24 protein-coding genes are annotated in these 25836 nt (G+C 67.0%); 13 read left to right on the top strand and 11 right to left on the bottom strand.

The features are described 5' to 3' along the window. The first annotated feature begins 133 nt into the window (after positions 1–133). The 4 genes from AC5P56_RS16320 to betT all read left to right on the top strand — a co-directional run bounded on the left by AC5P56_RS16320 (position 134) and on the right by betT (position 3451). Positions 134–487: an SMR family transporter gene (locus tag AC5P56_RS16320; protein ID WP_010485170.1), complete on the top strand. Its 354-nt coding sequence runs from the start codon at positions 134–136 to the stop codon at positions 485–487. Next, complete coding sequence (locus tag AC5P56_RS16315; protein WP_014647443.1) at positions 487–810, top strand: DMT family transporter; 324 nt, start codon at positions 487–489, stop codon at positions 808–810. Before AC5P56_RS16320 ends, AC5P56_RS16315 begins: the two co-directional genes overlap by 1 nt. A 97-nt stretch (positions 811–907) precedes the next feature. Then, the gene (locus AC5P56_RS16310; protein WP_046431075.1) at positions 908–1288 is read left to right on the top strand and encodes a VOC family protein; all 381 of its coding nucleotides are present in this window, start codon (positions 908–910) and stop codon (positions 1286–1288) included. A gap of 183 nt (positions 1289–1471) precedes the next feature. Then, positions 1472–3451, top strand: a complete 1980-nt coding sequence (gene betT / locus AC5P56_RS16305) for a choline BCCT transporter BetT (RefSeq protein ID WP_014647441.1) — start codon at positions 1472–1474, stop codon at positions 3449–3451. 110 nt (positions 3452–3561) lie between these two features. On the opposite strand, the gene AC5P56_RS16300 is transcribed toward betT, so the two are convergent. Both AC5P56_RS16300 and AC5P56_RS16295 read right to left on the bottom strand, forming a co-directional pair. After that, positions 3562–6189, bottom strand: coding sequence for a TonB-dependent receptor (locus AC5P56_RS16300; RefSeq protein WP_495223208.1), 2628 nt, complete (start codon positions 6187–6189; stop codon positions 3562–3564). 201 nt (positions 6190–6390) lie between these two features. Then, entirely contained in the window at positions 6391–7368 is a 978-nt protein-coding gene (locus tag AC5P56_RS16295) for a zinc-binding dehydrogenase (protein ID WP_046431070.1), read from the bottom strand. A 433-nt stretch (positions 7369–7801) separates the two neighbouring features. Here AC5P56_RS16295 and AC5P56_RS16290 point away from each other — a divergent pair, with 433 nt between their 5' ends. From AC5P56_RS16290 to AC5P56_RS16275, 4 genes are all read left to right on the top strand, one after another. Then, a complete protein-coding gene (locus AC5P56_RS16290) occupies positions 7802–10165 on the top strand; it encodes a ribonucleoside-diphosphate reductase subunit alpha (protein WP_495231807.1) in 2364 nt (787 codons plus the stop codon). A gap of 101 nt (positions 10166–10266) precedes the next feature. Next, positions 10267–11307 carry a ribonucleotide-diphosphate reductase subunit beta gene (locus AC5P56_RS16285; RefSeq protein ID WP_495231806.1) on the top strand — a complete coding sequence of 347 codons (1041 nt, stop codon included), beginning with the start codon at positions 10267–10269 and terminating at the stop codon, positions 11305–11307. Between the two features lie 13 nt (positions 11308–11320). After that, positions 11321–11800 carry a flavodoxin gene (locus tag AC5P56_RS16280; RefSeq protein ID WP_041864216.1) on the top strand — a complete coding sequence of 160 codons (480 nt, stop codon included), beginning with the start codon at positions 11321–11323 and terminating at the stop codon, positions 11798–11800. After that, positions 11772–12098, top strand: a complete 327-nt coding sequence (locus tag AC5P56_RS16275) for a thioredoxin family protein (RefSeq protein WP_005409967.1) — start codon at positions 11772–11774, stop codon at positions 12096–12098. Before AC5P56_RS16280 ends, AC5P56_RS16275 begins: the two co-directional genes overlap by 29 nt. Before the next feature lie 62 nt (positions 12099–12160). On the opposite strand, the gene AC5P56_RS16270 is transcribed toward AC5P56_RS16275, so the two are convergent. Then, on the bottom strand, positions 12161–13492 hold the full coding sequence (locus AC5P56_RS16270; protein WP_049440868.1) for an Nramp family divalent metal transporter: 1332 nt from the start codon (positions 13490–13492) through the stop codon (positions 12161–12163). 117 nt (positions 13493–13609) lie between these two features. On the opposite strand from AC5P56_RS16270, the gene mntR reads away from it, so the two are divergent. Then, a complete protein-coding gene (mntR, locus tag AC5P56_RS16265; protein WP_014647435.1) occupies positions 13610–14080 on the top strand; it encodes a manganese-binding transcriptional regulator MntR in 471 nt (156 codons plus the stop codon). 114 nt (positions 14081–14194) lie between these two features. Here the strand turns inward: mntR and AC5P56_RS16260 are convergent, their stop codons facing one another. From AC5P56_RS16260 to fabR, 3 genes are all read right to left on the bottom strand, one after another. Continuing rightward, positions 14195–14743, bottom strand: coding sequence for a thioredoxin-like domain-containing protein (locus tag AC5P56_RS16260; RefSeq protein ID WP_041863553.1), 549 nt, complete (start codon positions 14741–14743; stop codon positions 14195–14197). Then, positions 14733–16901 (bottom strand): TonB-dependent receptor plug domain-containing protein, encoded by a 2169-nt coding sequence (locus tag AC5P56_RS16255; RefSeq protein ID WP_495231805.1) that lies wholly within the window; start codon positions 16899–16901, stop codon positions 14733–14735. Before AC5P56_RS16255 ends, AC5P56_RS16260 begins: the two co-directional genes overlap by 11 nt. A 269-nt stretch (positions 16902–17170) precedes the next feature. Then, positions 17171–17827: an HTH-type transcriptional repressor FabR gene (gene fabR, locus AC5P56_RS16250; protein ID WP_014647432.1), complete on the bottom strand. Its 657-nt coding sequence runs from the start codon at positions 17825–17827 to the stop codon at positions 17171–17173. Between the two features lie 92 nt (positions 17828–17919). Here fabR and AC5P56_RS16245 point away from each other — a divergent pair, with 92 nt between their 5' ends. Together AC5P56_RS16245 and AC5P56_RS16240 are read left to right on the top strand one after the other, a co-directional pair. Further along, a complete protein-coding gene (locus AC5P56_RS16245; RefSeq protein WP_288495313.1) occupies positions 17920–18990 on the top strand; it encodes a ferredoxin reductase in 1071 nt (356 codons plus the stop codon). A gap of 11 nt (positions 18991–19001) precedes the next feature. Continuing rightward, entirely contained in the window at positions 19002–20150 is a 1149-nt protein-coding gene (locus AC5P56_RS16240; protein ID WP_014647430.1) for a fatty acid desaturase family protein, read from the top strand. A 5-nt stretch (positions 20151–20155) separates the two neighbouring features. On the opposite strand, the gene AC5P56_RS16235 is transcribed toward AC5P56_RS16240, so the two are convergent. From AC5P56_RS16235 to AC5P56_RS16215, 5 genes are all read right to left on the bottom strand, one after another. After that, complete coding sequence (locus tag AC5P56_RS16235) at positions 20156–20491, bottom strand: tetratricopeptide repeat protein (protein ID WP_075077115.1); 336 nt, start codon at positions 20489–20491, stop codon at positions 20156–20158. Beyond that, positions 20488–21066 (bottom strand): flavin reductase family protein, encoded by a 579-nt coding sequence (locus AC5P56_RS16230; protein ID WP_032962524.1) that lies wholly within the window; start codon positions 21064–21066, stop codon positions 20488–20490. Before AC5P56_RS16230 ends, AC5P56_RS16235 begins: the two co-directional genes overlap by 4 nt. After that, positions 21063–21692, bottom strand: a complete 630-nt coding sequence (locus AC5P56_RS16225; protein ID WP_134808987.1) for a superoxide dismutase — start codon at positions 21690–21692, stop codon at positions 21063–21065. Before AC5P56_RS16225 ends, AC5P56_RS16230 begins: the two co-directional genes overlap by 4 nt. Positions 21693–22277: 585 nt before the next feature. After that, the gene (locus tag AC5P56_RS16220) at positions 22278–23798 is read right to left on the bottom strand and encodes a thioredoxin family protein (protein WP_041863549.1); all 1521 of its coding nucleotides are present in this window, start codon (positions 23796–23798) and stop codon (positions 22278–22280) included. A gap of 97 nt (positions 23799–23895) precedes the next feature. Next, positions 23896–24345, bottom strand: a complete 450-nt coding sequence (locus AC5P56_RS16215) for a GNAT family N-acetyltransferase (RefSeq protein WP_134808986.1) — start codon at positions 24343–24345, stop codon at positions 23896–23898. A gap of 66 nt (positions 24346–24411) precedes the next feature. On the opposite strand from AC5P56_RS16215, the gene AC5P56_RS16210 reads away from it, so the two are divergent. Together AC5P56_RS16210 and AC5P56_RS16205 are read left to right on the top strand one after the other, a co-directional pair. Beyond that, positions 24412–25347 (top strand): TIGR03571 family LLM class oxidoreductase, encoded by a 936-nt coding sequence (locus AC5P56_RS16210; protein ID WP_288495315.1) that lies wholly within the window; start codon positions 24412–24414, stop codon positions 25345–25347. 125 nt (positions 25348–25472) lie between these two features. Beyond that, positions 25473–25784 (top strand): DUF3817 domain-containing protein, encoded by a 312-nt coding sequence (locus tag AC5P56_RS16205; protein ID WP_041863547.1) that lies wholly within the window; start codon positions 25473–25475, stop codon positions 25782–25784. Positions 25785–25836: the final 52 nt, after the last annotated feature.

Here is a 25836-nt window from a genome sequence, read left to right as displayed (position 1 = left end):
TTTTGATACCACCGTAAAAGACGATGATACTAACCCCCGTCGCCCCTGTCTGCGAGGGGCGTTCCGGACCCTCCACGCGCGGCGTGGATCCATTGATGAGGCGGCGCGGTCCCCGTCCTGCAAGGAGTTTCACATGTCCCGTACTGTTCCCGCCCGTGGCGCGCTGGTCGCCTGGGCCTGCCTGACCGTGGCGATCGTCGCCGAAGTGGTCGGCACCTCGTTCATGGCCCACGCCGCCCGCGATGGCGGCTGGACCGGTTATCTGATCATGGCCGGTGCGCTGGCGCTGTCCTACTTCTTCCTGGCGCAGTCGGTGCGTCGCATCGCGGTGGGCGTGGCCTACGCGGTGTGGGAAGGCCTGGGCCTGACCCTGCTGACCGTGGTCGGCCTCACCGTGTTCGGCGAGAGCCTGTCACTGCAGCAGCTGGCCGGCCTGGTGCTGGCGGTGGTGGGCATCGTCTGCGTCACCCTCGGGGAGGCACACTGATGAATACCCTGGCTCTGTTTTTCGTGATCTGTTCGGCGCTGATCGATGTCGCCGCGAACATGATGGTGGCCAAGTCGGAAGGCTTCCGCCGCTGGCGCTGGGGTGTCGCTGCGATCGTCATGGTCTGGATCGCCTTCGCCCTGCTGGGCCAGGCGGTGCGTTACATGGACCTGGCCACCGCCTATGCGATGTGGGGTGCGATCGGCGTGATCGGAACCGCCACCTGCGGACGCCTGTTGTTCGGCAACCGCCTGCGTCCGATCGGTTGGATCGGCATCGGTCTGGTCACTGCGGCGGTGCTACTGCTCAGCACCGCCAAGTAGCAACGGGTCTTTTCGCGGGCGTGGCGGCACCGGTGCGGGCGATTTGCGAAGTCGCCCGCGCTCGCCGACACTGCGGCTTTCCACAAGGAGTGCCCGCATGTTCAGCCACATCACCGTTGGAACGAACGACATGGACGTCGCGCATCGCTTCTACGATGCCCTGTTCGCCGCGATGGGGGCACGTCCGGGTGTGTTCGACGAAAAGGGTCGGCTGCTGTACTTCAAGGATGGGCGGATGTTCGGCGTGACCGCGCCGATCGATGGGCAGCCAGCGTGCCATGCCAACGGCGGCACCATCGGTTTCAGTCTGGGCAGTGCAGAGGCCGTGCGTGCCTGGCAGGAAGCTGGCGTGGCTCACGGTGGTACCGCAATCGAAGATCCGCCCGGCGTCCGCAACATGTCCGGTCGGCAGGTGTTTCTGGCCTATCTGCGTGACCCGGATGGCAACAAGCTGTGTGCGGTGCATGTAATGTCGTGATCGGACAGGATGCGCGTGGCCGCGCCGCGGCCCGCGCGGGCAAGGTTGCGCTCCGGCGCGCGCGTGATAACACGGAATGGTGGGCCGGGCCTGTGACCACAGGCCGCAACTTCATGCTCTGTCCACTGCGGTTCAGCCAGAATCGGTCGGCTAACCCTTTGATCTACCGGAGAACGCCGCCCCATGGATGTACTGGAGCCGCAACAATCCCCGGTGCGCACCCTTCGGCCTGTGTTCGCCTTCGCGGCGATCGTTGTCGTGGCGTTCGCGCTGTTCGTCAGCCTGTTTCCGCTCGGTGCGGGCCGCCTGCTGGTCAAGGCGCAGGACTGGGCCGCACTCAATGTCGGCTGGTACTACCTGCTGGCGATGACCCTGTACCTGGTGTTCGTGGTCGGTGTGGCGCTGTCCAAGTATGGTGGCATCAAGCTCGGCGCCGACCATGATGAGCCGGAGTTCAGCTATCTTTCCTGGGCCGGCATGCTGTTCGCCGCCGGCATCAGCATCACCCTGTTCTTCTTCTGCGTCTCCGAACCGCTGACCCACTACCTGCAGCCGCCGCAGGGCGATCCGGCTGCAGGCGAGGCCGGGGCGCGCCAGGCCATGCAGCTGCTCTTCCTGCACTGGGGCCTGCATGGCTGGGGCGTGTTCGCACTCGCAGCGATGGCGATGGCCTACTTCGCCTATCGCCACAACCTGCCGCTGGCGCTGCGCTCGGCGCTGTATCCGCTGATCGGCAAGCGCATCAACGGGCCGATCGGCTACACCGTGGACGCGCTGGGCATTGTCGCCACCGTATTCGGCATCGGTGCCGACATGGGCTTCGGCGTGCTGCACCTCAACGCGGGCCTGTCGCACCTGTTCAACATCCCGCACTCCAACCTGGTGCAGATCATCCTGGTGGTCAGCATGATGGGCGCGGCGGTGGCCGTCGCGGTTTCAGGCGTGGAGAAGGGCGTGCGCTGGATGGCCAACATCAACATGCTGCTGGCGATCGCGCTGGTGCTGTTCATGCTGTGCGCCGGCCCCACCCAGTACCTGCTGAGTACGCTGATGCAGAACCTGGGCGACTACCTGGGCAGCGTGGTCGGCAAGAGTTTCGATGTGTACGCCTATGGCGGCCGGCCGGAATGGCTGGGCGGTTGGACGGTGTTCTACTGGGCCTGGTGGATCGGCTGGGCGCCGTTCGTCGGCCTGTTCATCGCGCGCATCTCGCGTGGCCGCACCATCCGCGAATTCGTGTTCGGCGTGCTGCTGATCCCGCTGGGCTTCACCCTGGCCTGGCTGTCGATCTTCGGCAACAGCGCGCTGGACCAAGTGCTGCACCACGGCCAGCAGCAGCTGGCGCAGCTGGCGGTGGATGACCCACCGACCGTGCTGTATGCACTGTTGGATGGCTACCCGTGGAGCCGCACGGTGATCGCGGTGACCGTGCTGGTCAGCTTCATCTTCTTCGTGACGTCGGCTGATTCGGGGGCGGTGGTGTTGTCCACGCTGTCCTCGCACGGCGGCGCGCCGGAGGATGATGGTCCGCGCTGGCTGCGCGTGTTCTGGGGCACGGTGATCGCGGTGCTGACCGCCGGGCTGCTGCTGGCCGGCAGCATCGATGCACTGAAATCGGCGGTGGTATTGGCCTCGCTGCCGTTCTCGGCGGTGCTGCTGCTGATGATGTGGGGCCTGACCCGCGCCTTCAGTGACGAATCGCACCGCAAGCGCGCGCTGCAGTACCGGCCCTCGCCGCTGATCGGTGACGATCGCCACCATCAGGGCTGGCGCCAGCGCCTGAGCCAGGCCATGCACTTCCCGGTGCGCGACCAGGTCTACCGCTTCATGGATGACACGGTGAAGCCGGCGATGGAAGCGGTGGCCGAACAGCTGCGCGGGCAGGGCTGGGACGTGGCCACGCGCTTCGAGGCCGGCGACATGGAGCTGACGGTGAACCATGGCGAGCAGCAGGATTTCCTGTACCGGGTGATCCTGAGTGGCTACCTGACCCCGTCGTTCGCCGCGCAGCAGCTGCGCAACCAGCGCTACTACCGCGCGGAAGTGCATCTGTTCGAAGGCAGCCAGGACTACGACCTGGTCGGCTACAGCCGCAAGCAGATCATCAACGACATCATCAGCCAGTACGAACGGCACCTGCAGTTCCTGCACCTGAGCCGGTGATGCGGTGGGTGCGGACCGTTGGTCCGCACACCCCTGCAGAGCCGAGCCCATGCTCGGCTTCCTGTTGCCGAAGAGCAGCCGAGCACGGACTCGGCTCTACAGGTGGCGCATCAGAACCGGTAGCGCGCGCCCAGCGAAACGAACTGCCCGCGCAGGTTGTACTGGCTGATGTCGAAACCGTTGGAGCCGCCGGCCGGGTCGAACGGCGGGTCCTTGTCGGTCAGGTTCAGCACCGACAGCGACAGCGTGGTGTTGGGAATGCCTTCGTAGGCCACGTACAGATCCAGCTGCTGATACGGCTTGACGCGGTCGCGCAGGCCCGGATTGCTGGTGGCCGTCGCCACGCGCTGGTCGTAGCCGCTCACGTACTGCAGGCTCAGCGTGCTGCTCCAGTCGCCCACCGCCCAGTTCAGCGACGTGGTGCCGCGGGTGCGCGGCAGGGCGCCGTGGCGGTTGTTGCCGGCCCCGTCATAGGGCGCCTGGCCGGCCACCAGCGGCTGCTTGAAGCTCAGCAGGTGGGTCCAGCTGCCGGCCACGGTGAAGGTGCCCCAGCCCTCGGTGCGGAAGGTGCGGTTGGCGTCCAGGTCCAGCCCGGAGGTGGTCAGTTCGCCCTGGTTGGCGTACTGGTTGGTGATGAACTGGATGCGCCCCTGCGCATCACGCTGTACACGGCCGGGGAACAGCGTCGGGTTGTCGACGATGAACTGCGCGCTGTCCGGCTTGACCAGGTTGTCCTGCTCGATGCGGTACCAGTCCAGGCCGATGCTGGTATCGCCATCCGGCGACCACACCGCGCCCACGTTGAAGTTGCGCGAGCGTTCGGCCTTCAGGTCCGGGTTGCCGGTGCGGATGTTGGTCACGCCACGGCTGCCACCGGGCTGCAGCGGATCCAGCGGATCGATCACCGAGCCGTAGCTGACGGTCTGGCCTGGCGCGATTTCCGGCAGCGAGGGGGCGCGGAAGCCGCGCGAGAACGAACCGCGCAGCAGCAGGCTGTCCAACGGCTGCCAGCGCAGCGCCAGCTTCGGCGAGAACGCCTTGCCGAAATCATCGTAGTGGTCGCCGCGACCAGCCACCTGCAGCTCAAGCGTGCGGTGCAGCGGCACGCTCAATTCGGCGTAGGCGGCGCTGACCTGGCGCTCGCCGTTGACCACGTTGATGGCCGGGCGCAGTTCGGTGCCCGACAGCACCTGTGCACTGGTGCGCGCATCCAGTGACTCCTTGCGGAACTCGGCACCCCAGGCGAAGCCGACCGCACCGGCCGGGAGGTCCCACAGCGAGGTCGAGGCCTTGACGTTCAACGCGTGCAGCTTGTACCAGCCTGGCCGCTTGGTCTGCAGGCGCAGTGCATCCAACGCGCCCGGCGTGCTGGACGGATTGAGGAAGTTGTAGCTGCCATCGCGCAGGATCTGTTCGAACGCGTAGCGGTTGACGAAATTGTCGACGTACTCGCGCTGCGCGCTCTGCGAGGTCAGCGCCGCCGCTTCCCAGTCCCAGCGCTCGCCACTGCCACGCACGCCGGCCAGGGCACGGTAGAACACCTGGGTGTTGTCCTTCAGGCGCGGGCCGAGGTCGAAGAAGGTGTACTCGAACGGCAGCGGCGTGCTGCCCGGGTTGTTCGGGTGGCCCACCGGCAGCACCGCCGGCACGTCGATAAGCGTGCCGGTGGCCGGGTTGTAGGCACGCAGGCCAGGGCCCACGGTGAGCGGCGCGCTGAAGATCTGGTCGGCCTTGTTGTGGCTGTACAGCACATCGGCGAAGGCTTCGACGCTGTCGTTGAAGCGGTAGGTCGCGCTCAACGACGCCTGCAGGCGCTCGGCGCCGGGCTGCAGGGTCTTGAACGGCTGCGCGTTGAAGGCGCAGGCCTGGCCGGGCAGGGTGCTGCCGAAATCGCTGTAGGGGCGCAGCTGGCTGCCCTCGGGGCAACTGGCGAACGGTTGCGGCGCGCGCGGGTTGGACAGCCAGTTGCCACCGGCAGTGGACCAGCCGGCCAGGCGGCCGCCGGGCCTGTCGCGGAAATCGCCGCTGCGGGTAAAGGCGCGCTGGTCTGCATCGAGCCGATCGCGCTTGAGCAGGTCCAGCCCGAACAGCACGTTCCAGCCCTGCTGTTCGAGGTCACCGAAGCCGGCCAGCAGGTTGGCCTTGCGTTCGTCCAGGCCGCCCTGGGTGGCGGTACCGAAGCCGCCGCCGACTTCCACGCCCTGGAAGTTCTTTCGCAGGATGATGTTGATGACGCCGGCGATGGCATCGGAACCGTACACCGCCGAGGCACCGTCCTTCAGCACTTCGATGCGTTCCACTGCGCTGATCGGCAGCGCGTTGAGGTCAACGAAGGTGTCCTGCGTGTTGAGCGCGAAGCCGAAGTTGGACACGCGATAGCCGTTGACCAGCACCAGCGTGTTCTTCGGCGACAGGCCGCGCAGGCCGATCGATGCAGAACCGGCGGCGAAGCTGCCGGTGTACTGCTCGTCGAAACTGTTGCCGGCATTGGCCGACAGGTTGCGCAGCACGTCGGTGAGGGTGGAGCGACCGGTCTGCTCGATCTGTTCGCGGCTGACGATCTGCACCGGGTTCGGCCCGGCGGTGTCGCTGCGCTTGATGTTGGAGCCGGTCACCAGCACGGTGCCCAGGGTGGTGCTGTCCTTGCCGGCATCGGCGGTTTCAGCGGCGCCGGCAGCGCCGGCGGTGAGGCCCAGCGCGATCGCGCCGGCAAGCAGGTTCAGGGTGGTGCGGTACATGGAAGCGACAACGCCGAACGGGGGAGGAGCCGTCAGTACCGCATGCAGGCAAGTACGCCTTCCAATGACGAAAGCGCATTCAGTTATACATCACAGGTTCTTAACGAACTGACTCGGTGGGTGCGGACCGTTGGTCCGCACTCCTCCTGGGGGTCAGATCCCTTTCCAGCGGAAAGGGATCTGACCCCGGTTGTCCTACCCTCAAGGCCGCAGCAACACCTTGCCGTTGCGGCCCGAACCGGCGCCCGCCTTCGCTGCCTGGGTAATGTCGTCCAGTGCGAAGATCTGCTCCACCGGCAGGGTCAGTTCGCCGCTGGCCGCACGCTTCAGCAGCTCGCCGACCAGCCGGCGCTTGTCCTCCACCGCCATCGCCTGGCTGACTTTGCTGCCCCAGAAGCCCTTCACCGTGGCCTCCTTGTAGATCAGGCCACCGGCGGGAATGCGCATCGGCTCGCCGCTCATCACCCCGAACGACACCAGCGTGCCGTGGTGGCCGAGCAGGTCGACCAGGTCACCGCTGGCGTCGCCGCCGATGGAATCCACCGCGGCCGCGGCCTGTGCTTCGCCAGTCGCTTCACGCACGCGATCCTTCCAACCCTCCACCGAGGTGTCGAACACATGATCGATGCCCAGCGCCTGCAACTGCGCGACCGCATCGGCATTGCGCACCAGGTTGGCCACATGCACGCCACGCGCCCGCGCCAGCATCGCCAGCGACTTGCCCACCGCGCCATTGGCGGTGTTCTGCACGATCCACTGGCCTGCTTCGACGTGCAGGAATTCCAGCAGCATCAGCGCGCTCAGCGGCATGGCGATCAGCTGCGCGGCCATTTCGTCGGGGATCGCCTCGGGCATCGGAATTACCATGCGTGCCGGTGCAATGAACGCTTCGGCCCAGGTGCCATGCACCGAGGCGGCGGCCACCCGCTGGCCGATCTGCAGGCCGTCGACGCCTTCGCCGAGTGCATCGACCACGCCCAATGCTTCACTGCCACCGATCGCCGGCAGTGTCGGCTTGTAGCCGTAGAGGCCGCGCACGGTCAGCAGATCGTGATTGTGGATCGAGGCCAGCACGGTGCGGATGCGCACCTCGCCGGGGCCGGGCTCGGGGAGGGTGGCATCGGCAATGGCGAGGACGTCGGCCGGGTTGCCGAAGGAAGGGTACTGGGCAGCGCGCATGGGCGGTGTTCCGCGGAAAGTTGATGTTGTACCGAACTGGGGACGCAGGCGCTGTCGACAAGGCGCCGCAGGTGCAACACGGCATCCTGCGACTGATCGTCGCGGCATGTCGTGATTGCCGCATCTTGTGTTGACGGTTCCGATTATCCCCACTATGTTGTGGTCGTCACTCCCGGTCAGCCGCCGCCGCCGGACACGCAGCAAACGTCCCGCGGCCCGCCCCTGAAGGCTTGCCGTGTCGACGCGGCCGCCATCGTGCGGACCCAGATCGCCCCCACGGCCCGGATACCGGCCGCAGGCGCAGGCTGTTGCCGACGATCTGGTGTTCCCGCGCTTTGGCATCCCACCCCGACCGCCCCGTGCGCCGGTATCGCGTGCAGGGCCGCCATGGCATCGACCGCCAACGCGCGTGCGAGCCTGGAGCTTCACCACCATGACCGACAGTACCTTCCGCGTGGCCGATCTGGCCGGCGCTGGCGACGCCTTGCGCGCCGGTGGCGAGCGCGTGCCGACCTGGGTCACCAAGGAGGCCGGCAACCGCCGCCTGCCATTCGACGCCGAGCGCCTGCAGCGCAGCATCGATGCGGTGCACGCCGAGTTCCCGCAGCTGGATGTGAGCGACTACCGCCGCGTGGTGCAGGCAATGGTCGAGCGCAAGCCCAGCATCAGCGCCGATGACCTTGTCGATCTGCTGATCCGCGAGGCCGAATCGCGCGTGGACCTCGTCGCGCCGGAGTGGGAGCAGTTTGCCGCGCGCATCTACCTGCGCCGCCTGTACAAGCGTGCCAGCCGCAACCGCTTCTACGATGTCGGCCTGAAGTACGGCTCCTACGTGGGCCTGCAGGAAAGCCTGGCTGACCGCGGCATCTACAGCAACGACATCCTGCGCTGCTACTCGAAGGAAGAACTGCAGCAGGCCGGCGGGATGATCGACCCGGAACGCGACCGCCTGTTCGCCTACAACGGCCTGTACCTGCTGGCCACGCGCTATCTGGCCAGCGACCGCAGCCGCGAGGTCTATGAGCTGCCGCAGGAGCGTTGGCTGACCATCGCGCTGCACCTCATGCAGGAAGAAAAGCCGCGCGAGCGGCGCATGCAGCTGGTCGGCGAGGCGTACTGGGCGCTGTCCAACCTGTACATGACGGTGGCCACGCCGACCCTGGCCAACGCCGGCAAGGTCGGGGGGCAACTGTCCAGCTGCTTCATCGACACGGTGGACGACAGCCTGCAGGGCATCTATGACTCCAATACCGACATCGCCCGCGTGTCCAAGCACGGCGGCGGCGTGGGTGCCTATCTGGGCTATGTGCGCAGCAGCGGCGCGCCGATACGGGGCGTGCCCAATTCCTCCGGCGGCGTGGTGCCGTGGATCAAGCAGCTCAACAACACCGCAGTTTCGGTCGACCAGCTTGGCCAGCGCAAGGGCGCGGTGGCGGTGTACCTGGACATCTGGCACCGCGACATCGAAGCCTTCATGGACCTGCGCCTCAACAACGGCGACCAGCGCCTGCGTGCGCATGATGTGTTCACCTCGGTGTGCGTGCCGGACCTGTTCATGGAAGCAGTCGAACGCCGTGCCGACTGGTACCTGTTCGACCCGCACGAGGTGAAGCAGGCCAAGGGCTGGTACCTGCAGGACTTCTACGACGAGAAGCGCGGCGCGGGCAGCTTCCGCGACCGCTACGCCGAACTGGTGGCCGACGAGCGCATCAGCCGGCGCACGGTGAAGGCGATCGATCTGTTCAAGCGGATCATGCTCAGCCAGCTGGAGACGGGCAACCCGTTCCTGTTCTACCGCGACGAGGTCAACCGCCGTAACCCGAACAAGCACGCCGGCATGATCTATTCCAGCAACCTGTGCACCGAGATCCTGCAGAACATGAGCCCGACGCGGATGATCCAGGAGATCGTCAGCGGCGACCAGATCGTCACCACACGCCGCGCCGGCGACTTCGTGGTCTGCAACCTGTCTTCGATCAACCTCGGCCGCGCGATCCGTGCGCCGGATGACCTGCTGGCCACCGATGTGCTGGAGCGCCTGATCCCGATCCAGGTGCGCATGCTGGACAACGTGATCGACCTCAACGCACTGCCGGTGCCGCAGGCCACGATCACCAACCGCAAGTACCGCGCCATCGGACTGGGCACGTTCGGTTGGCACCACCTGCTGGCGCAGCAGGCGATCCAGTGGGATTCACCGGATGCCGAACAACTGGCCGACCGCCTGTATGAGCGCATCAATTTCCTGACCATCCAGGCCAGCGCGCAACTGGCGAAGGAAAAGGGCAGCTATCCGATGTTCACCGGCAGCGATTGGCACAACGGGCGTTACTTCCGTGATCGCGACTACACTGGCGCCGCATGGGACAGCCTGGCGCGCGAGGTCGCCACGCACGGCCTGCGCAACGGCTGGCTGCTGGCGGTGGCGCCGAACATGAGCACCGCGCAGATTGCAGGTTCCACCGCATCGATCGACCCGATCTACAGCGCGTTCTACTACGAGGAAAAAAAGGACTTCCGGCGGCCGGTGGCAGCGCCGGGGTTGTCGCTGGAAACCTGGCCGTACTACGAGAAGGGGGCGTACAAGGTCGACCAGTTCGCCAGCGTGCGCCAGAACGCGCGTCGCCAGCGCCATGTTGATCAGTCGATCAGCTTCAACCTGTACGTGCCCAGCACGATCCGCGCCAGCACCCTGCTGGAGCTGCACCTGAGCGCCTGGCGTGAAGGCCTGAAGACCACGTACTACGTGCGCTCCAACGACATCGACATCAGCGAATGCGAGTGGTGCGCCAGCTGACCGCTGTAGCGCCGAGCCCACGCTCGGCTCCGACGCGAAGAGCAGCCGAGCATGGGCTCGGTTCTACATCTGCAACGCACGTAATACGAAGGTAGACGACCATGGCAACCCCCCTCGACCGCATCAAGATCCTCGAACCGCGCCATCCCAACCGCAGCACCGGCATCATCAACGGCCGCACCAGCGGGATCCTGAACTGGAATGACATCCCGTACCCGTCGTTCTATCGGGCCTACAAGGAGCTGTCGACCAACTTCTGGATCCCTGACGAGGTCGACATGAAGGCCGATGCGCGCCAGTACGGCGAGCTGTCCGGGCGCGAAAAGAACGCCTACGACTCGATCATCGGCCTGCTGGCCACGCTCGACTCACCGCAGACGCGCTTCATCTACAACGTGGCCGAGTACATCACCGACCCGGCGGCGCATGCCAATGCCGCGATCATCGGCCAGCAGGAAGTGATCCACAACGAGAGTTACAGCTATGTGCTGGCCTCGATCACCGACCTGCCGAACCAGAACCGCGTATTTGAACTGGCGCGCACCCATCCGACCATCATCAAGCGCAACGCGCCGATCATGGGCGCGTATGACGACTTCATGCGCGAGAAGACCGCCGAGACCCTGTTGAAGTCGTTGATCCAGTCCTCGATCCTGGAGGGCATCAACTTCTATTCCGGATTTGCGTACTTCTACAACATGGTGCGGCAGAACCGCATGACCGGCACCGGCAAGATCGTCAGTTTCATCAACCGCGACGAACTGGCCCATACCAAGTTCATCAGCGAGCTGATCCGCGCCATCATCGGCGAGAACCCGGAGCTGCAGACCAACGAGCTGACCGCCTATGTGCACCAGGCGTTCGAGCACGCCATCGAACTGGAAACCCAGTGGTCATCGGAAGTACTGGACGGCATCGATGGCATCGATGTGGAGGAAATGACGCGCTACGTGAAGTACCGCGCCAACAAGATGGCCGGCATGCTCGGCATCGAGCGCCTGTACAGCGACACCACCGACAACGTGATGCCGTGGATCAAGGCCTACGCTGACAACTTCACCGAGACCAAGACCGACTTCTTCGAGATGCGCAATGCAAGTTACAAGAAGACCAACGTCGACAACGGCTTCGACGACCTCTGAGTCCGGCACGGCGCTGAGCATCCTGCTGGTGGTGGCCTCACTGAGCGGCAACACCCGCGAGCTTGGCCGGCAGATTGCCGAGCGTTGCCGCGCTGCAGGCCATGCCGTGCACTGGCAGGAGGCCGACGACCTGCAGCAGGCGCCGTCCCTGGCGGCCGACGAGGCCGACCTGGTGCTGCTGGGCTGCTGGACCGACAACGCCGGCCGCACGCCTTCGGAGATGAAGGCATGGGTGGCTGGCATCGCCGAGCGCGGCGAGCGGCCGCGGCAGCTGGCGGTGTTCGGTACCGGCGAGACACAGTGGGGGCAGGAGTACTACTGCGGTGCTGTGCACCGGCTGATCCGCTACTTCCACAGCGACTATCCGCCGCTGGAGATCGAACAGATGCCGCATGGCGAGCGCCATGCCGCGGCCATCGAGGCTTGGACCGATGCGGTCCTGGCCCATTACTGGAGCAACAGCGATGCAGATCATCGACGCCACCACGCCTGAGCAGTTCCAGCAGCTGCTGGCCGAACACCCGCGCGTACTGGTGGACTTCCACAAGGACCAGTGCCCGGGGTGCCGGATGCTGGAGATGTCGCTGCACCGGGTGGCCAACAGCGTCGCGGGGCAGGGCACCACGCTGCTGCGCGTGCAGCTGGAGGTGCTGGGCGAGGCGTTCTTCAGGGAACTGGGGCTGCGGCAGACGCCGACGCTCTCGCTGTTCCGTGACGGGGACGAACGTACCCGCCTGGCAGGGTTCCAGTCGCCGCAGCAGATCGAGGCCGCGATTGCGTTGCATCTGTAGCATGGAGATGGCGGGGTCGGAGCCCTTGCCTGCGGCAGGGAGTCCGACCCCAGGGATGCGGTTTACGCCCCGGCGAAGGTGTCCACCAGCAGCTTCACGTTCAACACCACGATGACCAGCGCGATCACCCAGGCGATCGCGCCCAGCCAGCGCGGTGCGACCAGCGCGCCCATCGTCACCTTGTCGGTCACGATCCGTACCAGCGGGATGATCGCGAACGGCAACTGCATCGACAGCACCACCTGGCTCAGCACCAGCAGCTTCACCGCGCCCTGGTCGCCGAACAGCAGGATCACCACCACCACCGGGATGATGGCCAGCGCACGCGTGATCAGCCGACGCAGCCACGGCGGCATTCGCAGGTGCAGGAAGCCTTCCATCACGATCTGGCCGGCCAGCGTGGCGGTCACCGTCGAATTCAGGCCCGAGGCCAGCAGGGCCACCGCGAACAACGTCGCCGCCGCGCCCACACCCAGCATCGGTGCCAACAGCTGGTGCGCCTGCTCGATGTCTTCCACATCAAATCGGCCATTGGCATGGAACACCGCCGCCGCCAGGATCAGGATGCTGGCGTTGATGAACAGCGCCAGGGTCAGCGCGAGGGTGCTGTCGGTCACCGCCCAGCGCAGCGCACTGCGGCGGCCTTCATCGGTACGTGGGTAGGCGCGGGTCTGCACGATGGACGAATGCAGGTACAGGTTGTGCGGCATCACGGTGGCACCAATGATGCCGATCGCGATGTACAGCGCGTGCGGATCGGTCACCACCTGCGCGCGCGGAATGAAGCCGCCCAGCACCGCCATCACCGGCGGCGCAGCCATCGCGATCTGCACCACGAAGCAGGCGAAGATCACCATCAGCAGCGCGATCACGAACGCTTCCAGCGCACGGAAGCCGCGGTTCATCAGCAGCAGCACCAGCAGCGTGTCCAGCGCGGTGATCACCGCACCCCACAGCAGTGGCAGATCGAACAGCAGTTTCAGTGCGATGGCGGTGCCGATCACCTCGGCCAGGTCGCAGGCGATGATCGCCGCCTCGCACAGCGCCCACAGCGCCAGGTTCACCGGCTTGGGGTAACGCGCGCGGCAGGCCTGCGCCAGGTCCATGCCGGTGGCGATGCCGAGCCGCGCCGACAGCGCCTGCAGGATCACCGCCATCAGGTTGGAGACGAGGATGACCGACAGCAGCAGGTAGCCGAAGCGCGAACCGCCGGCGAGGTCAGTGGCCCAGTTGCCAGGGTCCATGTAGCCGACCGAGATCATGTAGCCCGGGCCGAGGAAGGCCAGCAGGCGGAACCACCAATGGCCCTTGTCGGGCACCGCGACCGAGGCGTTGAGCGCACCCAGGCTGGCCGGAGTGGAGGCCGAAGGGTCGCGGGGCGCCAGGGTGTTCATGGGTCCGAATATAGCTCCTGCTATAGTCATTAGCAATGTGAAACAATCGTCTTTGTCGTGTGACTGGTCCAGAATTCAGGTTCAACACCGGATTGCACCGGAAGGACAGGCGCAGGCGTGGGCAAGACCGACGATTCGACATCGCTGAAAAGCACCCCCTTGATCGAGGCCGAGCGCCAGGTCGAGAGCTTCCGGCAAGTGCGCGAGGCGCACCGGATGGAACTGGTGGAGGACTATGTCGAGCTGATTTCGGACCTGCTGGCCGACGGCGGCGAGGCCCGCCAGGTCGACATTGCCACCCGACTGGGCGTGGCCCAGCCCACCGTGGCGAAGATGCTGCGGCGCCTGGCCCGTGATGGCTGGGTGGTACAGCGGCCGTACCGTGGCGTGTTCCTGACCCCGGAAGGCGAAGCGCTGGCCCACGCCAGCCGCCAGCGCCACCAGACCGTGGAGCGTTTCCTGCTGGCGCTGGGCGTGGACGCGGATACCGCGCGGCGCGATGCCGAGGGCATCGAGCACCATGTGAGCGAGCAGACGCTGGCCTTGTTCGAAGCCTTCGTGCGCAAGGCCGAGGGCGAGGCGCCGTAACGGTAGCGCCGGGCCATGGCCTCCGGCCGTTCGCGCGATCCCGGTTTTTGTAGAGCCGAGCCATGCTCGGCTGCCGTTCGCACGGTGATCGAATGCGTCGAGCGTGGCTCGACTCTACAGATCGGGCGGGCAGCGCGCCTGCTGCTGCGCACACGCCCGTTTCATCCATTCCTTCAACACCGGCTGCAGGCCTTCATAGCGCCGGCCTTGCCAGCCGTTGGCCAGCACCGTGCCGTCGGCATCGATCAGTACCAGGTTCGGCGGTGCCAGCCCGGCCAATGCCTGCAGCGCCGGCATGCGCGCGGCGCGGCGCGGGTCCAGCACCGGCCACGGCATGTCCTGCGCGTGCATGTAGCGGCGCAGCGCGCTCTCGCTCTCATCCAGGCTGACGTACACCACTTCGGTATCGGCGCCGGCTTCGCGCAATGCGTCGCGCACGCTGCGCAGCGTGGGAACGAACGCATGGCACGGTGCGCACCAGTCGGCACCGAAGTACAGCGCGACCAGCTTCGGCGGCGGCGACCACTGCATCGGCCGCAGCGAGCGCTGCTCCGGCCGCATCAACGAGGCCGAGACCTGCGCGTGCAGGTCCGCAGCCACCGTCGGTGCGGCCGGCAGCACGGCACAGGCCAGCACCAACGCTCGCAGCGCTTCAGAACGCATAGCGCAGGTTGACATACCACGAGCGCGCGAAGCGCGGCCCGTAGACATAGTCGCTGTCACGCAGTGCGCCCACTTCCAGATCCTTCTGGCGCTGATCGAACACGTTCTTGACGCCCGCGGCCACCGACACTTCCTGCTGCGCCTGTGCGCCCAGGTGACGGTGCCAGCGCGCCCCGAGATCGGTGACCAGGAACGAACGCGTGCGGTGCAGTTCGCCCAACCGGTTGTTCAGCACCGACATCGGCCCGGTATGGCGCAGCGCGACGAAGGTCTCCCACGGTTCGGCCGGCATCCAGCTGAGCTGGGCCAGGCCGGTCCAGCGCGGAGTCTTCAGGTAGTCGCGGCTTTCGATCACGGTGTCGCCACCGTCGCCACCGTCGCCGCTGTCGTCGAAGATGCGCTGCGGCTCGCGGAAGCGCGAGCGGTACCACGAGGCGCCGGCGGTCAGGCGCCACTGCGGCGACGGCTGCCAGCCGAGGTTGGTTTCCGCACCCAGCACGTCCGAGCCGGAGGCGTTGTAACGCAGCTGGCTCAGCTGGCCGTCATCGCCGCGCTGGATCTCGCCCAGCGCGAAGGTATCGCGGATGCGTGCATAGGAGGCGGTAGCATCCCAGCTCCACACCGGATTGGCCGGGTCCGAGCGCCAGTCGAAGCCGAACAGGGTGGTCAACGCGCGCTCTTCCTTCAGGCCATCGGTATTGCGCACGCGTACCTGTTCGCCACCGAGCGTATCGACGTGCACATCCTCAACGAAGATCTCCGGAGCACGGAAGCCGGTGGCGATGCCCGCCCGCCATTTCAGGTTCGGTGTAGCCTGCCAGGCCAGCGCGATGCGCGGCGAGAACACCGCGCTGTCCAGTTCCGAGCTCTTGTCCACGCGTGCACCCAGCACCAGGTCGACGTTGTCGCGCAGGCTCCATTCGTCCTGGATGAACGCGCCCAGGTTGTGGAAGGTCGCATCCTCCAGCACCGCAAGACGCTGCCCGTCACCGGTGCGGTTGTCGTCGCGCAGCGCCTCGTGCTTGTACTGCACGCCGAAGGCCAGCGCATGCGCGCCCAGCCGCCAGTTCAACTGGCTGTCGATGTAGTGCAGCGGGTTGTGGGTGCGGCCGTACTGGCGCCACGAACGCGAGGCCGCGCTGCCGGCCACGTTGCGGTCCAGCTGCGACGGGTCATAGCCGGGTGCGGACGGATCGGTGACTACGTCGCCGAGACCGCCGTAGAAGCTGTCGCGGTCGATGTCGGCGAAGGCGTAGGCCAGGCGGAAATCGACGTCGGCAGTGATCTCCTGGTCCCACGACACACTGCCGCGCCGGTATTTCGTATCCAGCGATTCGGCGATGTTGGCCAGGTATTCGGGCTGGTCCAGGCGGTTGCCGCCGCGGCGGGTTTCATCGGTCACCTGCAGGTCCAGGCGCAGCCGCGTACCCGGCGTGGGCGCGTACCAGGCCTGCAGCCCGCCGACCTTGAGGTTCTTGCGGGTGATCTCGGTGTAGCCGTCACCGTTGTAGTCGATGCCGTTGTTCCAGTTGCGCTGGGCAATCACGGACAGGCCGGCGTCTGCTTCCTTGGCCACCAGGTCCAGCCGCAGGTCGGCGTTCTTCTGCGGCGTACCTTTCAGGACATCCACGCCGGCCTGCACATGGCCACCACTGCGCGCCGGCAGCGGCGGAATCAGGTTGATCACACCGGCAACCGCACCCGGGCCGTACAGCGCCGAGCCACCGCCCTTGACCACTTCGATGCGGTCGACGAATCCAGCAGGAATCTGTTCCAGGCCGTACACGCTGCCCAGCGTGGACAGCAGCGGGATGCCATCGAACAACAGCTGGTTGTAGGCACCGGGCAGGCCCAGCAGCTGCACTTCGCTGGTGTTGCAGTTCTGGCAGTTGCTCTCCACGCGCAGGCCGTTGATCAGCTCGGCGGCGCGCGAGAAGTCGGTGGCCGCGCGCAGCGCGATGTCTTCCTTGCGCAGCACCTCGGTGCGGATCGGCACGTCCGACAGCAGGCGTTCGCTGCGCGTGGCGGTGCTCACCTTGACCTGCACACGGTCCAGTTCGGTCGGTTTCGGAGTGGCGGCCAGTGCAGCCAGCGGCAGGGTCAGGGCAATGGCGGCGGCCAGGGGCAGCCGATCGAAGAGGGGCGTGGCAACGGGCATGAGGGCGTCGTCCTTGGGGTAAAGAAAGGCGGCGAGGGCGACCTGGCTGACGCATATGAAAGCAGTGGCTTATCAATATAGCAAGTGCTATATAAGGAAGCCGCAGTCATTCCGAGCGGAACGCCGATCGAGCCAGATCATGGCTGTGTTATAACATTACATTTGGCGGCCGCAACCCTGCCTGTGGTCATGCACGGAGGTTGGTGTTGCTGTGTGGTTGGGGTCAGAGCCCTTTCCCCTGGAAAGGGATCCGACCCCGGGGGCGATCGTCAGCCGCGGCGGAACGCGGCGGGCGTGCGGGCGCCGACGATGATCATGCGGATCATCGTGGAGATCTCTTCGATCAGCTCCGGGTCCTTCTCCGGCGGCAGGTCCATGGCGGTGGCACCCATCGCGAACACCAGCCGGGTGATGGCCTTGGCCACCAGTTCCGGGGCATGCAGCACGGCGCCGTCCAGCGCGGCCAGACGCACCAGGTCGTGCTGCAGCTCTTCCTCGAAATAGTGCAGCTCACGTTCGACCGCGTGCTTGAAGTCGTCCGAACCCACCGCGCCTTCGCGCAGCAGTACGTGCAGCAGCTTGTCGTCGGCGCGCAGCTGTTCCATGAAGGTCTCCACCGAAACCCGCACCACGCTGGTGGCGGTGGAGGTGGCGCGCTGGCGGGCCTCGCCGATGATGGTCCGCAGCGAACGGCCGGCGGCGTCGATCAGCGCCACGGCCAGTTCGTCCATGTCGCGGAACTGCCGGTAGAAGCTGTTCGGCGCGATGCCGGCCTCACGTGCCACTTCGCGCAGGCTGAGCGTGGACAGGCTGCGGTGCGGCCCGATCAGTTTCAGGGCGGCGGCCAGCAGGTCCTCGCGGCTCACCGTACGGCGGGCCGGGCTGTTGGCATCTTCAGGCGTCGACAAGGCGGTGGCGGCGGCCATGGGGGTTCCGGTGGGGCGAGGCTGAATCATACCCAATCCGGTTCAATATACACATGTATACACAGGTGTATGTGCGCCCGTATAGTTCGCCCATGAGCGCTGTCGTCCGTCCGTCCCTGTTCTCTCCGTACCGCTGGGTCTCGCCGTCGCTGTTCGATTTCTGGGCGGGCCAGCTCAATCCCCTGTGGACCCTGCGCGAGCCGGTGGCCCGCCTGGTCCGGCGAGAGCCGGCCGGCGAGGGCGCGGCGACCCTGGTCCTGCGCACCAACCGGCACTGGGCCGGCATGCGCGCCGGCCAGCACGTCACCCTGGGCGTGGAGATTGAAGGGCGCCTGTGGCAGCGCAGCTACAGCCCCACCGCACTGGGACGGCGCGAGCTGGCGATCACCGTCAAGGCGATCGACGGCGGCCTCGTCAGCCAGCACCTGGTCAACCACGCGCAGCCGGGCGAACTGTTCCGCCTCGATGCCGCCTTCGGCGAGTTCCACATGCCGGCTGCGGCGCCGGTGTTGCTGCTGGCTGCCGGCAGTGGCATCACGCCGATGCGCAGCCTGTTGCGCGACGCCTGCCAGCGCCCGCTGGCAGCGCCGGTGGACCTGTTCTACTGGGAACGCAGCGCCGCCCACCTGCAGTTCCGTGATGAGCTGCAGGCGTTGGCCGCCAGGCAGCCGAACCTGCGTGTGCACCTGCTGACCACCCGCGAAGGGGATGTGCCCGCCGCACGTATCGATGCCCACGACCTGCAGGTGGCGGGCGATGACACCCCGTTGGCGCAGCGCCATGTGCTGGCCTGCGGCCCGGACGGTTTCGTTGCCGCCGCCCGCGAACGCCTGGCGCACCAGGTCGCCGGTTTCCAGGCGGAAGCGTTCACTCCTCCCGCACCGCTGCGTGACGCCAGCAGTGAAGGGGAGGTCGTGCTGACGCTGGCGCGCAGTGGCCGCCAGCTGAGCGTGCCGCGTGGCAGCTCGTTGCTGGAAAGCCTGGAAGCCCATGGCATCAAGCCCAGGCATGGCTGCCGCATGGGCATCTGCAACACCTGCAGCTGTGACCGCGTCAGTGGCGCCACCCGCCACCTGCGCACCGGCGACCTGCAGTCCGAATCGGCGCGGCCGGTACGGATCTGCGTGAGCGCACCGACCACCGACCTGACCCTGGATCTCTGAGGACGCCTGCCATGACCCGCGCTACCGACCGTGCCCTGAGTACTGCCGAGATGCATGCCTTCGGTGAGGAACTCGACGCGATCCGCGACCGTGTGATCGGCAGCCTCGGCGCCTCCGATACCCGCTACATCCGCCGCGTGGCCGCCGCCGTGCGCTGGTTTGGCGTGGGGGGCCGTGGCCTGCTGTTCCTGGCGGCGTTCTCGCCACTGTTCTGGATGCCGCTGCTGTGGCCGGCCGCGATCACCGGCACGCTGCTGCTGGCGCTGTCGAAGATCCTGGAGAACATGGAGCTGGGCCACAACGTCATGCACGGCCAGTTCGACTGGACCGGCGACCCCAAGCTCAACGGCAATACCTATGAGTGGGACATCGTTGCCACTGCCGACAACTGGCGCAAGACCCACAATTTCCGCCACCACACCTATACCAACGTGCGTGGCATGGACGATGACATCGGTTATGGCCTGCTGCGCATCTTCCCGGAGCAGCGCTGGAAGCCGTTCTACCTGCTGCAGCCGATCATCGCGCCGATCTTCGCGCTGCTGTTCCAGTGGGGCGTGGCCGCGCAGGACCTGCGCCTGGGCCGCTGGCTGAAGGGCCGTATCAGCGGCCGTGCGATGTGGCTGCAGACCCGCCCGGTGGCGCGGAAAATGGCCCGCCAGGTGCTGAAGGACTACGTGTTCTTCCCGCTGCTGGCCGGCCCGTTCTTCCTCACCGTGATGCTGGGCAACATGGTGGCCAACGGACTGCGCAACATCTGGACCTACGTGATCATCTTCTGCGGCCACTTCACCGCCGAATCGGAAACCTTCCCGAAGGAATGCCTGCGCAATGAATCGCGCGGCCACTGGTACCTGCGCCAGCTGCGCGGTTCATCCAACATCAGCGGCGGCTTCCTGATCAACGTGCTGTCGGGCAACCTCAGCCACCAGATCGAGCACCACTTCTACCCGGATCTGCCAGCCAACCGCTACGCGGCCATTGCCAAGGAAGTGAAGGACATCTGCCGTCGCTACGGCCAGCACTACAACAACGGCTCGCTGCCGCGCCAGTTTGGCCAGGTGGTCTGGCGCATCCTGCGCCACGCATTCCCGAGCAAGCCGCGCCGCCTGCCGATGTCGGACATCATGTCCGCACCGGCATCGGCCAACGCGGGCTGATCAACTCAGCCCGCCTTCGCCGGCTCCGCCTGCTCGCGGTCCAGGCGGCGCAGGAACACCTGCATTTCCCTGCGTGCCTGCTGGTCGCCCTTGCTGCCGGCCACGCTCAATCCGCGCTGCCAGGCTTCGCGCGCCGCCTGCGGCTGGCCACTGGCCAGCCAGGCCTTGCCCAGCAGCTTCCACGCCGCCGAGTACTGCGGATCAAGCACCACGCAACGGCCCAGATGGGTGGCCGCGCGCACCGGGTTGCCGGCATCCAGCCAGCCCTTGCCCAGGCCGAAGCGCAGCAGCGCGCCATCCTTGCCGGCGGCGAGCATGCATTCCAGAGCTTCGATGTTCATCCGCGCACCTCCACCAGCAGTTCGGCCGGGCCGGGCTGGAAGCGGCCGCGATGGAACAGCAGCGGCGCGCCGCCGTTCTCGTGCACGTCGATGATGCGGCCGGCCAGCAGCAGGTGATCGCCCACCGGCCACTGTGCGTGGCGGGTACAGGTGAGATGGGCCACGGCACCGGCGATGCGGGGTGGGGCGTCCTCGTCGTCATCCAGCAATGCCAGGCCGTCGAAGCGATTGCGGACCTGCGGATCGGCGAAGCGCCGGGCCAGCGCTTCCTGGTCGGCCGCCAGCACGCTGATTGCAAAGCGGGTGGCGCGCTGGAAGGTGGACAGGCTCTGCGCGTGCAACGCCAGGTTCCACAGCACCAGCGGTGGCTGCAGCGAGACCGGTACGAACGAGTTGATGGTCAGGCCGACCGGCTTGCCCTGTGCATCGCGCGCGCAGACGATGGCCACGCCGGTCGGGAAATGGCCGAGCAGCCGCCGCAGGGCACGCGGCGGCATCTCGACCGACGGCACCGGCGCCGGTGCGGGGAAGACCCCCGCCCACGGCCCGGCGTACGGCACTGTCTCGCCGCTCATGAGGCCCGGGCCTGGCGGTAGCGCCGGCCGACCTCGGCCCAGTTGATGATGTTGAAGAACGCACCGATGTAGTCCGGGCGACGGTTCTGGTAGTGCAGGTAGTAGGCGTGTTCCCAGACGTCCAGCGCGAGGATCGGGGTATTGCCGGACAGGCCCACGGTTGCACCCATCAGCGGGCTGTCCTGGTTGGCGCTGCTTTCGACCTGCAGGCGGCCATCGCGGTCACTGGTCAGCCAGGCCCAGCCGCTGCCGAAACGGGTCTGCGCGGCCTTGCTGAAGGCGCCCTTGAAGGCATCGAAGCTGCCCAGGTCACGGTCGATGGCGGTGGCCAGTTCCTCATCGGGTGCACCACCGTCGGCGCTGAGCACGGTCCAGAACAGGCTGTGATTGGCGTGGCCACCGCCGTTGTTGCGGACCGCGCCACGCTGCGCCTCGGGCACGGCACCGAGGTTGGCGATCAGCGCCTCGACCGGCTGCTCGGCGATGCCGGCCTGCTCGATGGCGGCATTGAGGTTGTTGACGTAGGCCTGGTGGTGCTTGCTGTGATGGATCTCCATCGTGCGCGCATCGAAGTGTGGCTCAAGGGCGTCGTAGGCGTAGGGGAGCGGGGGAAGCGAGTACGACATCGAAGCAATCTCCGTGGGGAAGGCCAGTGGCTGGCCGTGGGGAGATTGTTATCGCACCTCAACATTGGTTGAGGTCAAGGGGCGGGATTGAAATGCGTGCGCGTTCGTCGCCTTGATTCTTCCTGGCAGGCAGGGGCTGATGGGTCAGCGCAGGACACGCCGTGAACCCATCCATGGGGGCTCGATGGCGCCATCCGTGGCGCCAACGGTCCTGCGCTGACCCATCAGCCCCTGCAGGACAGCTCCCTGCGCTGGCGCGGAGACGGAGTCAGAGGCAGGAGCAGGAGCGGCATGGTAGTGCCGGCCGCTGGCCGGCAATCAGCGAAGGTCGGGTTGCCGGCCAGTGGCCGGCACTACCAGAACCCGCTTTTCGAACCTCACCGGCGCGCTGTTGCGCTGCCCGCGCTCGCAGGAAACCGTCGGGTGGCGGGGGAAGGGGCTGGCCGGGACCGTTGGCGCCATGGATGGCGCCATCGAGCCCCCAAGGATGGGTTTACGGCGTGTCCCGGCCAGCCCCTTCCCCCGTCACAGCCGATATCAACAAAAGCGCCGGCAGGCGAACCAGCCGCCAGCGCCTTCATCAACTCAACTCAACCAATCCTTGCACGCACCATCAACCTGTTCCCCGCACGCCTGCTGCATCCGCTGCTGCAGCCGCGCCAGTGTTTCGGCGCCCTGGTGCTTGCCGCTCCACGTCTTCAACTGCCCGGCCAGGCGCTCGAAACGCTGGCGGGTACGCTGGTGGTAGCCCGACGGCTGCGCTTCCAGTTCGGCGATCAGCGAGGCGGTGGCCTGCTCGATGCGTGGTGCATCGTCCGGCGCCAGCTTCAACAGGCCCTCCACGTACAGCACGCCCCACTGTACGCGGGTGGCCGGGCCCTGCGCGCCATCGTAGGCGCGCTTCAGCCACTCCAGTGCGCCGGCGGTGTCGCCGCGCTGCTCGGCCAGTTCGGCCAGCTCGGGCATGTAGTAGTACGGCTGCTCGCTGCGCTTCAGCTCGGCCAGCAACAGCGCCTCGGCGCCCGCGTCGTCGCCGACCTGGCGCAGTGCGTAGACCGCGCTGCTGATCGTGGCCTGGCGTGCATGCGCATCGGTGGCGGCGGCATCGGCAGCGGCCACGCGCTGCTTGACCCGCTCAACCAGGGCCGCGGGCAGTGCGCCGTTGGGCTGCTGCTGACGGGCCAGCGACACTTCGGTCAGCGCACGCGACAGCGCGTCGTCGGCACGGTTGCCGCGCTCGGCATCTGCGCGCTCCAGTGCGACCAGCAGCTGCTGTCCCAGCGTGTTGCTGGTGGCCGGCCCCGCACTGGCCTGCTTGACCAGCGTCGCGCCCGCGTAGCCCAGCAGTTCGCGGTTACGACGGACTTCGGCAGGTTGCGCCAGCACTGCCTGTAGCAGCTCACGCACCTCGGTGGGCGAGCTGGCGGGCGTGTCGGCGGTGGCCAGGGCCAGCAGGGCGAAGCGGCGTTGCAGCGCCGCGTCGGGTGCGGCCTTGGACAGCTGGCGCAGCACATCCTGGCTCCTGCGCTCGCCGGCCAGGCGGTTGGCGTCGACTTCCCAGCCGTAGTCGCCCAGCACCTGCCAGTCTTCGGCGGCCAGCCTGTCCGGCGTGGCCAGTGCCGTCGCCAGGGTGGCGGCGATGGCGCTGCGGCGCCCGGCCGCGACGGTCAGCGCACGGGTCAGTTCGGCCGCGTCGTTGCCGCCGGCCACGCGGGTGAGCTCAGTGCGTTGTGGGTCCAGCACGATCAGGGTCGGATAGCCGCGCACCCCGAAGCGTTCGCCCCAGGCCTGTGCCCCTTCCTCGTCGCCATCCAGGTAGACCGGCACGAACTTGCCGGTCAACGCGATGAACGCCGGGTCCTTGAACAGGCCGGCTTTGAGCTGGTTGCACGGCGGGCACCAGACCGCGCCCCAGTACAGCAGCACCGGCTTTCCGCTGTCGGCGGCCTCGGCGAAGGCATCGTCCACATCGCCCTGGCGCCAGGCGATGGCGGACGCCGGCGCGGGCGCCTCGGCGGAGCTGGCGGTGGACACCGGGGCCGGGGTGCAGGCGCTCAGCGCCGAAGCCAGCAGCAACACGGAAAGCGCGACGCGCATCGGCGGCATCTCGAAGGGGGGACACTCCATTGTAGGAATGGCCGGGGAGTGTGCTGATTCAGTTTGCTTATATCGGCCGTGCAGCGGGGCATGACACCCGCTGCCCTCAGGCGGCTGCCCGCACCATCTGCTGGTACACCAGCCCGTTGAACTCGCCGACATCACCGTCCAGCACGAAGCCATAGCGCAGGTAGGTAGGCACTGCGTTGAGCGAGGCGCGCACGGTCAGCACCGGTGTGCGCAGGTGCGGCAGCACGGCTTCGAACAGGGCATGGCCGATGCCCTGGCCCTGGCAGGCGGGATCGACGAACAGCATCGCCAGGTGGCGGCCTTCCTTCAGCTCTACCACGCCGAGGATGCGGCCATCCTGCTCGGCCACCAGGATGTGGTTGTCACCCTGCAGGAGTGCAGCGAACGCATCGGCGGCGGCGACACTGCCGAACGTAGCAATGCCGGCCGCGCTGAGCGAGGGCGCGACGGCCGCAGTGAATGCGGCCAGGCATACCGCGCTCATCGCGGGCATGTCATCGATGTGGGCGGGGCGGATCCTCGGCATGCAGCGATCTTCCTGTGGCGTGTGGCGTGTGATCGTCGCCGGTTGCCTGCACGCTAAGCTGGTCCCATGAGTGAATTCAATCCCGCCTACGCTTCGTTGTTTCCGCAACAGGGACTGAGCCTGGGCCTGATGACGCCCGTTGCGGCGCATGGGCTGGCCGATCCGGGCGCGGCGCGGCGCATTGCGCGGCTGGCCGACGATCTTGGTTTCGCCGCGTTGTGGGCGCGCGATGTACCGCTGATGGTGCCGCAGGGTCCGGACGCGACGGCGAGCGCGCTGGACGACCCCTTCCTGTGGCTGGGCATGCTGGCCGCCGCGACCACGCGCATCGTGGTCGGTACCGCCGCCATCGTGTTGCCGTTGCGCCAGCCGTTGCAGGTGGCGAAGTCGGCCTTGAGCCTGGACCGGATCAGTGCAGGGCGGTTCGTGCTGGGCCTGGGTTCGGGTGACCGCCCGGAAGAATTCGCCGCCTTCGGCGAGGATCTGGAGGGCAGGGCGGCGACCTTCCGTGAGCGCTGGACGTTGCTGCGCGCGGCGTTGTCACCGGAGGCCGATGCGCGGACCGCCGTACTGCAGGCCACGGGTGGCTTCGACGTGCTGCCGGCGCCGGCAACCCGCATCCCGATGCTGGTGGTGGGTACCGCGCGGCAGAGCCTGCAGTGGATCGCGCGCGAGGCCGAAGGCTGGGCCACCTATCATCGTGAGGAGGCCGCGCAGGAGGGGCGCATCGGCCTGTGGCAGCAGGCGCTGGTGCAGCGTGGTGGCCCAGGCAAGCCGTTCGTGCAGTCGATGCTGCTGGATCTGCAGGCAGATCCGCAGGCGCCAGCCGAGCCGCTGCCGCTGGGCCTGAAGGTCGGCCGCGATGGCCTGCGTGACTATCTGCTGCGCGTGCATGGGCAGGGCGTGGCGCACGTGATGTTCAATCTGGTCGACAACGGGCGGCCGATGGACGCGGTGTTGCGTGAGATCGGGGAGCAGGTTCTGCCGAATATGCCCCGGTAGGTGTCCACCTTGGTGGACACGCTCCAGCAGTCGAGCACGGCTCGGCTCTACATGCAGTGTGCATCTGCGTATCATTCGCATTTGATACCCCGCTGCCGGAGCCCCGTGTGACCCAACGTTCCCCCATGCACCCGAGCGGACGCCTGTTCGCCGCGGTCGCTTTCATCGAGGCCGTGACCTGGGCCGGCCTGCTCATCGGCATGTGGATGAAGTACGGCCCCATGGCCAACGTGGCGCTGGTGAAGCTGTTCGGACCCCTGCACGGCGTGGCGTTCCTGCTCTATGTGGCGGTGACGCTGTTCGCGGCGCTGCGCCTGCGCTGGCCGTGGTGGGCCAGTGCGCTGGCGCTACTGGCAGCCATCCCGCCGCTGGTGACGCTGCCATTGGAATGGTGGTTCAAGCGCCGTGGCCTGTTGGGCCTGCGCGCGGTGCGCTGAAGTCGCTGTTGCGTGCCCGTTCAAGAGAATGGGTATCAAATGCAAATACGAG

The organism is Stenotrophomonas sp. YJH_SMC_131 (genome assembly GCF_059367975.1).
This window is presented reverse-complemented; position numbering and strand designations above follow the sequence as displayed.

Bases quoted from the DNA above. Each gene is read 5' to 3' on its own strand.
- AC5P56_RS16320 (WP_010485170.1), top strand. From the start codon at position 134: ATGTCCCGTACTGTTCCCGCCCGTGGCGCGCTGGTCGCCTGGGCCTGC.
- AC5P56_RS16315 (WP_014647443.1), top strand. From the start codon at position 487: ATGAATACCCTGGCTCTGTTTTTCGTGATCTGTTCGGCGCTGATCGAT.
- AC5P56_RS16310 (WP_046431075.1), top strand. From the start codon at position 908: ATGTTCAGCCACATCACCGTTGGAACGAACGACATGGACGTCGCGCAT.
- betT (WP_014647441.1), top strand. From the start codon at position 1,472: ATGGATGTACTGGAGCCGCAACAATCCCCGGTGCGCACCCTTCGGCCT.
- AC5P56_RS16300 (WP_495223208.1), bottom strand. From the start codon at position 6,189: ATGTACCGCACCACCCTGAACCTGCTTGCCGGCGCGATCGCGCTGGGC.
- AC5P56_RS16295 (WP_046431070.1), bottom strand. From the start codon at position 7,368: ATGCGCGCTGCCCAGTACCCTTCCTTCGGCAACCCGGCCGACGTCCTC.
- AC5P56_RS16290 (WP_495231807.1), top strand. From the start codon at position 7,802: ATGACCGACAGTACCTTCCGCGTGGCCGATCTGGCCGGCGCTGGCGAC.
- AC5P56_RS16285 (WP_495231806.1), top strand. From the start codon at position 10,267: ATGGCAACCCCCCTCGACCGCATCAAGATCCTCGAACCGCGCCATCCC.
- AC5P56_RS16275 (WP_005409967.1), top strand. From the start codon at position 11,772: ATGCAGATCATCGACGCCACCACGCCTGAGCAGTTCCAGCAGCTGCTG.
- AC5P56_RS16270 (WP_049440868.1), bottom strand. From the start codon at position 13,492: ATGAACACCCTGGCGCCCCGCGACCCTTCGGCCTCCACTCCGGCCAGC.
- AC5P56_RS16260 (WP_041863553.1), bottom strand. From the start codon at position 14,743: ATGCGTTCTGAAGCGCTGCGAGCGTTGGTGCTGGCCTGTGCCGTGCTG.
- AC5P56_RS16255 (WP_495231805.1), bottom strand. From the start codon at position 16,901: ATGCCCGTTGCCACGCCCCTCTTCGATCGGCTGCCCCTGGCCGCCGCC.
- fabR (WP_014647432.1), bottom strand. From the start codon at position 17,827: ATGGCCGCCGCCACCGCCTTGTCGACGCCTGAAGATGCCAACAGCCCG.
- AC5P56_RS16245 (WP_288495313.1), top strand. From the start codon at position 17,920: ATGAGCGCTGTCGTCCGTCCGTCCCTGTTCTCTCCGTACCGCTGGGTC.
- AC5P56_RS16240 (WP_014647430.1), top strand. From the start codon at position 19,002: ATGACCCGCGCTACCGACCGTGCCCTGAGTACTGCCGAGATGCATGCC.
- AC5P56_RS16235 (WP_075077115.1), bottom strand. From the start codon at position 20,491: ATGAACATCGAAGCTCTGGAATGCATGCTCGCCGCCGGCAAGGATGGC.
- AC5P56_RS16230 (WP_032962524.1), bottom strand. From the start codon at position 21,066: ATGAGCGGCGAGACAGTGCCGTACGCCGGGCCGTGGGCGGGGGTCTTC.
- AC5P56_RS16225 (WP_134808987.1), bottom strand. From the start codon at position 21,692: ATGTCGTACTCGCTTCCCCCGCTCCCCTACGCCTACGACGCCCTTGAG.
- AC5P56_RS16220 (WP_041863549.1), bottom strand. From the start codon at position 23,798: ATGCCGCCGATGCGCGTCGCGCTTTCCGTGTTGCTGCTGGCTTCGGCG.
- AC5P56_RS16215 (WP_134808986.1), bottom strand. From the start codon at position 24,345: ATGCCGAGGATCCGCCCCGCCCACATCGATGACATGCCCGCGATGAGC.
- AC5P56_RS16210 (WP_288495315.1), top strand. From the start codon at position 24,412: ATGAGTGAATTCAATCCCGCCTACGCTTCGTTGTTTCCGCAACAGGGA.
- AC5P56_RS16205 (WP_041863547.1), top strand. From the start codon at position 25,473: ATGCACCCGAGCGGACGCCTGTTCGCCGCGGTCGCTTTCATCGAGGCC.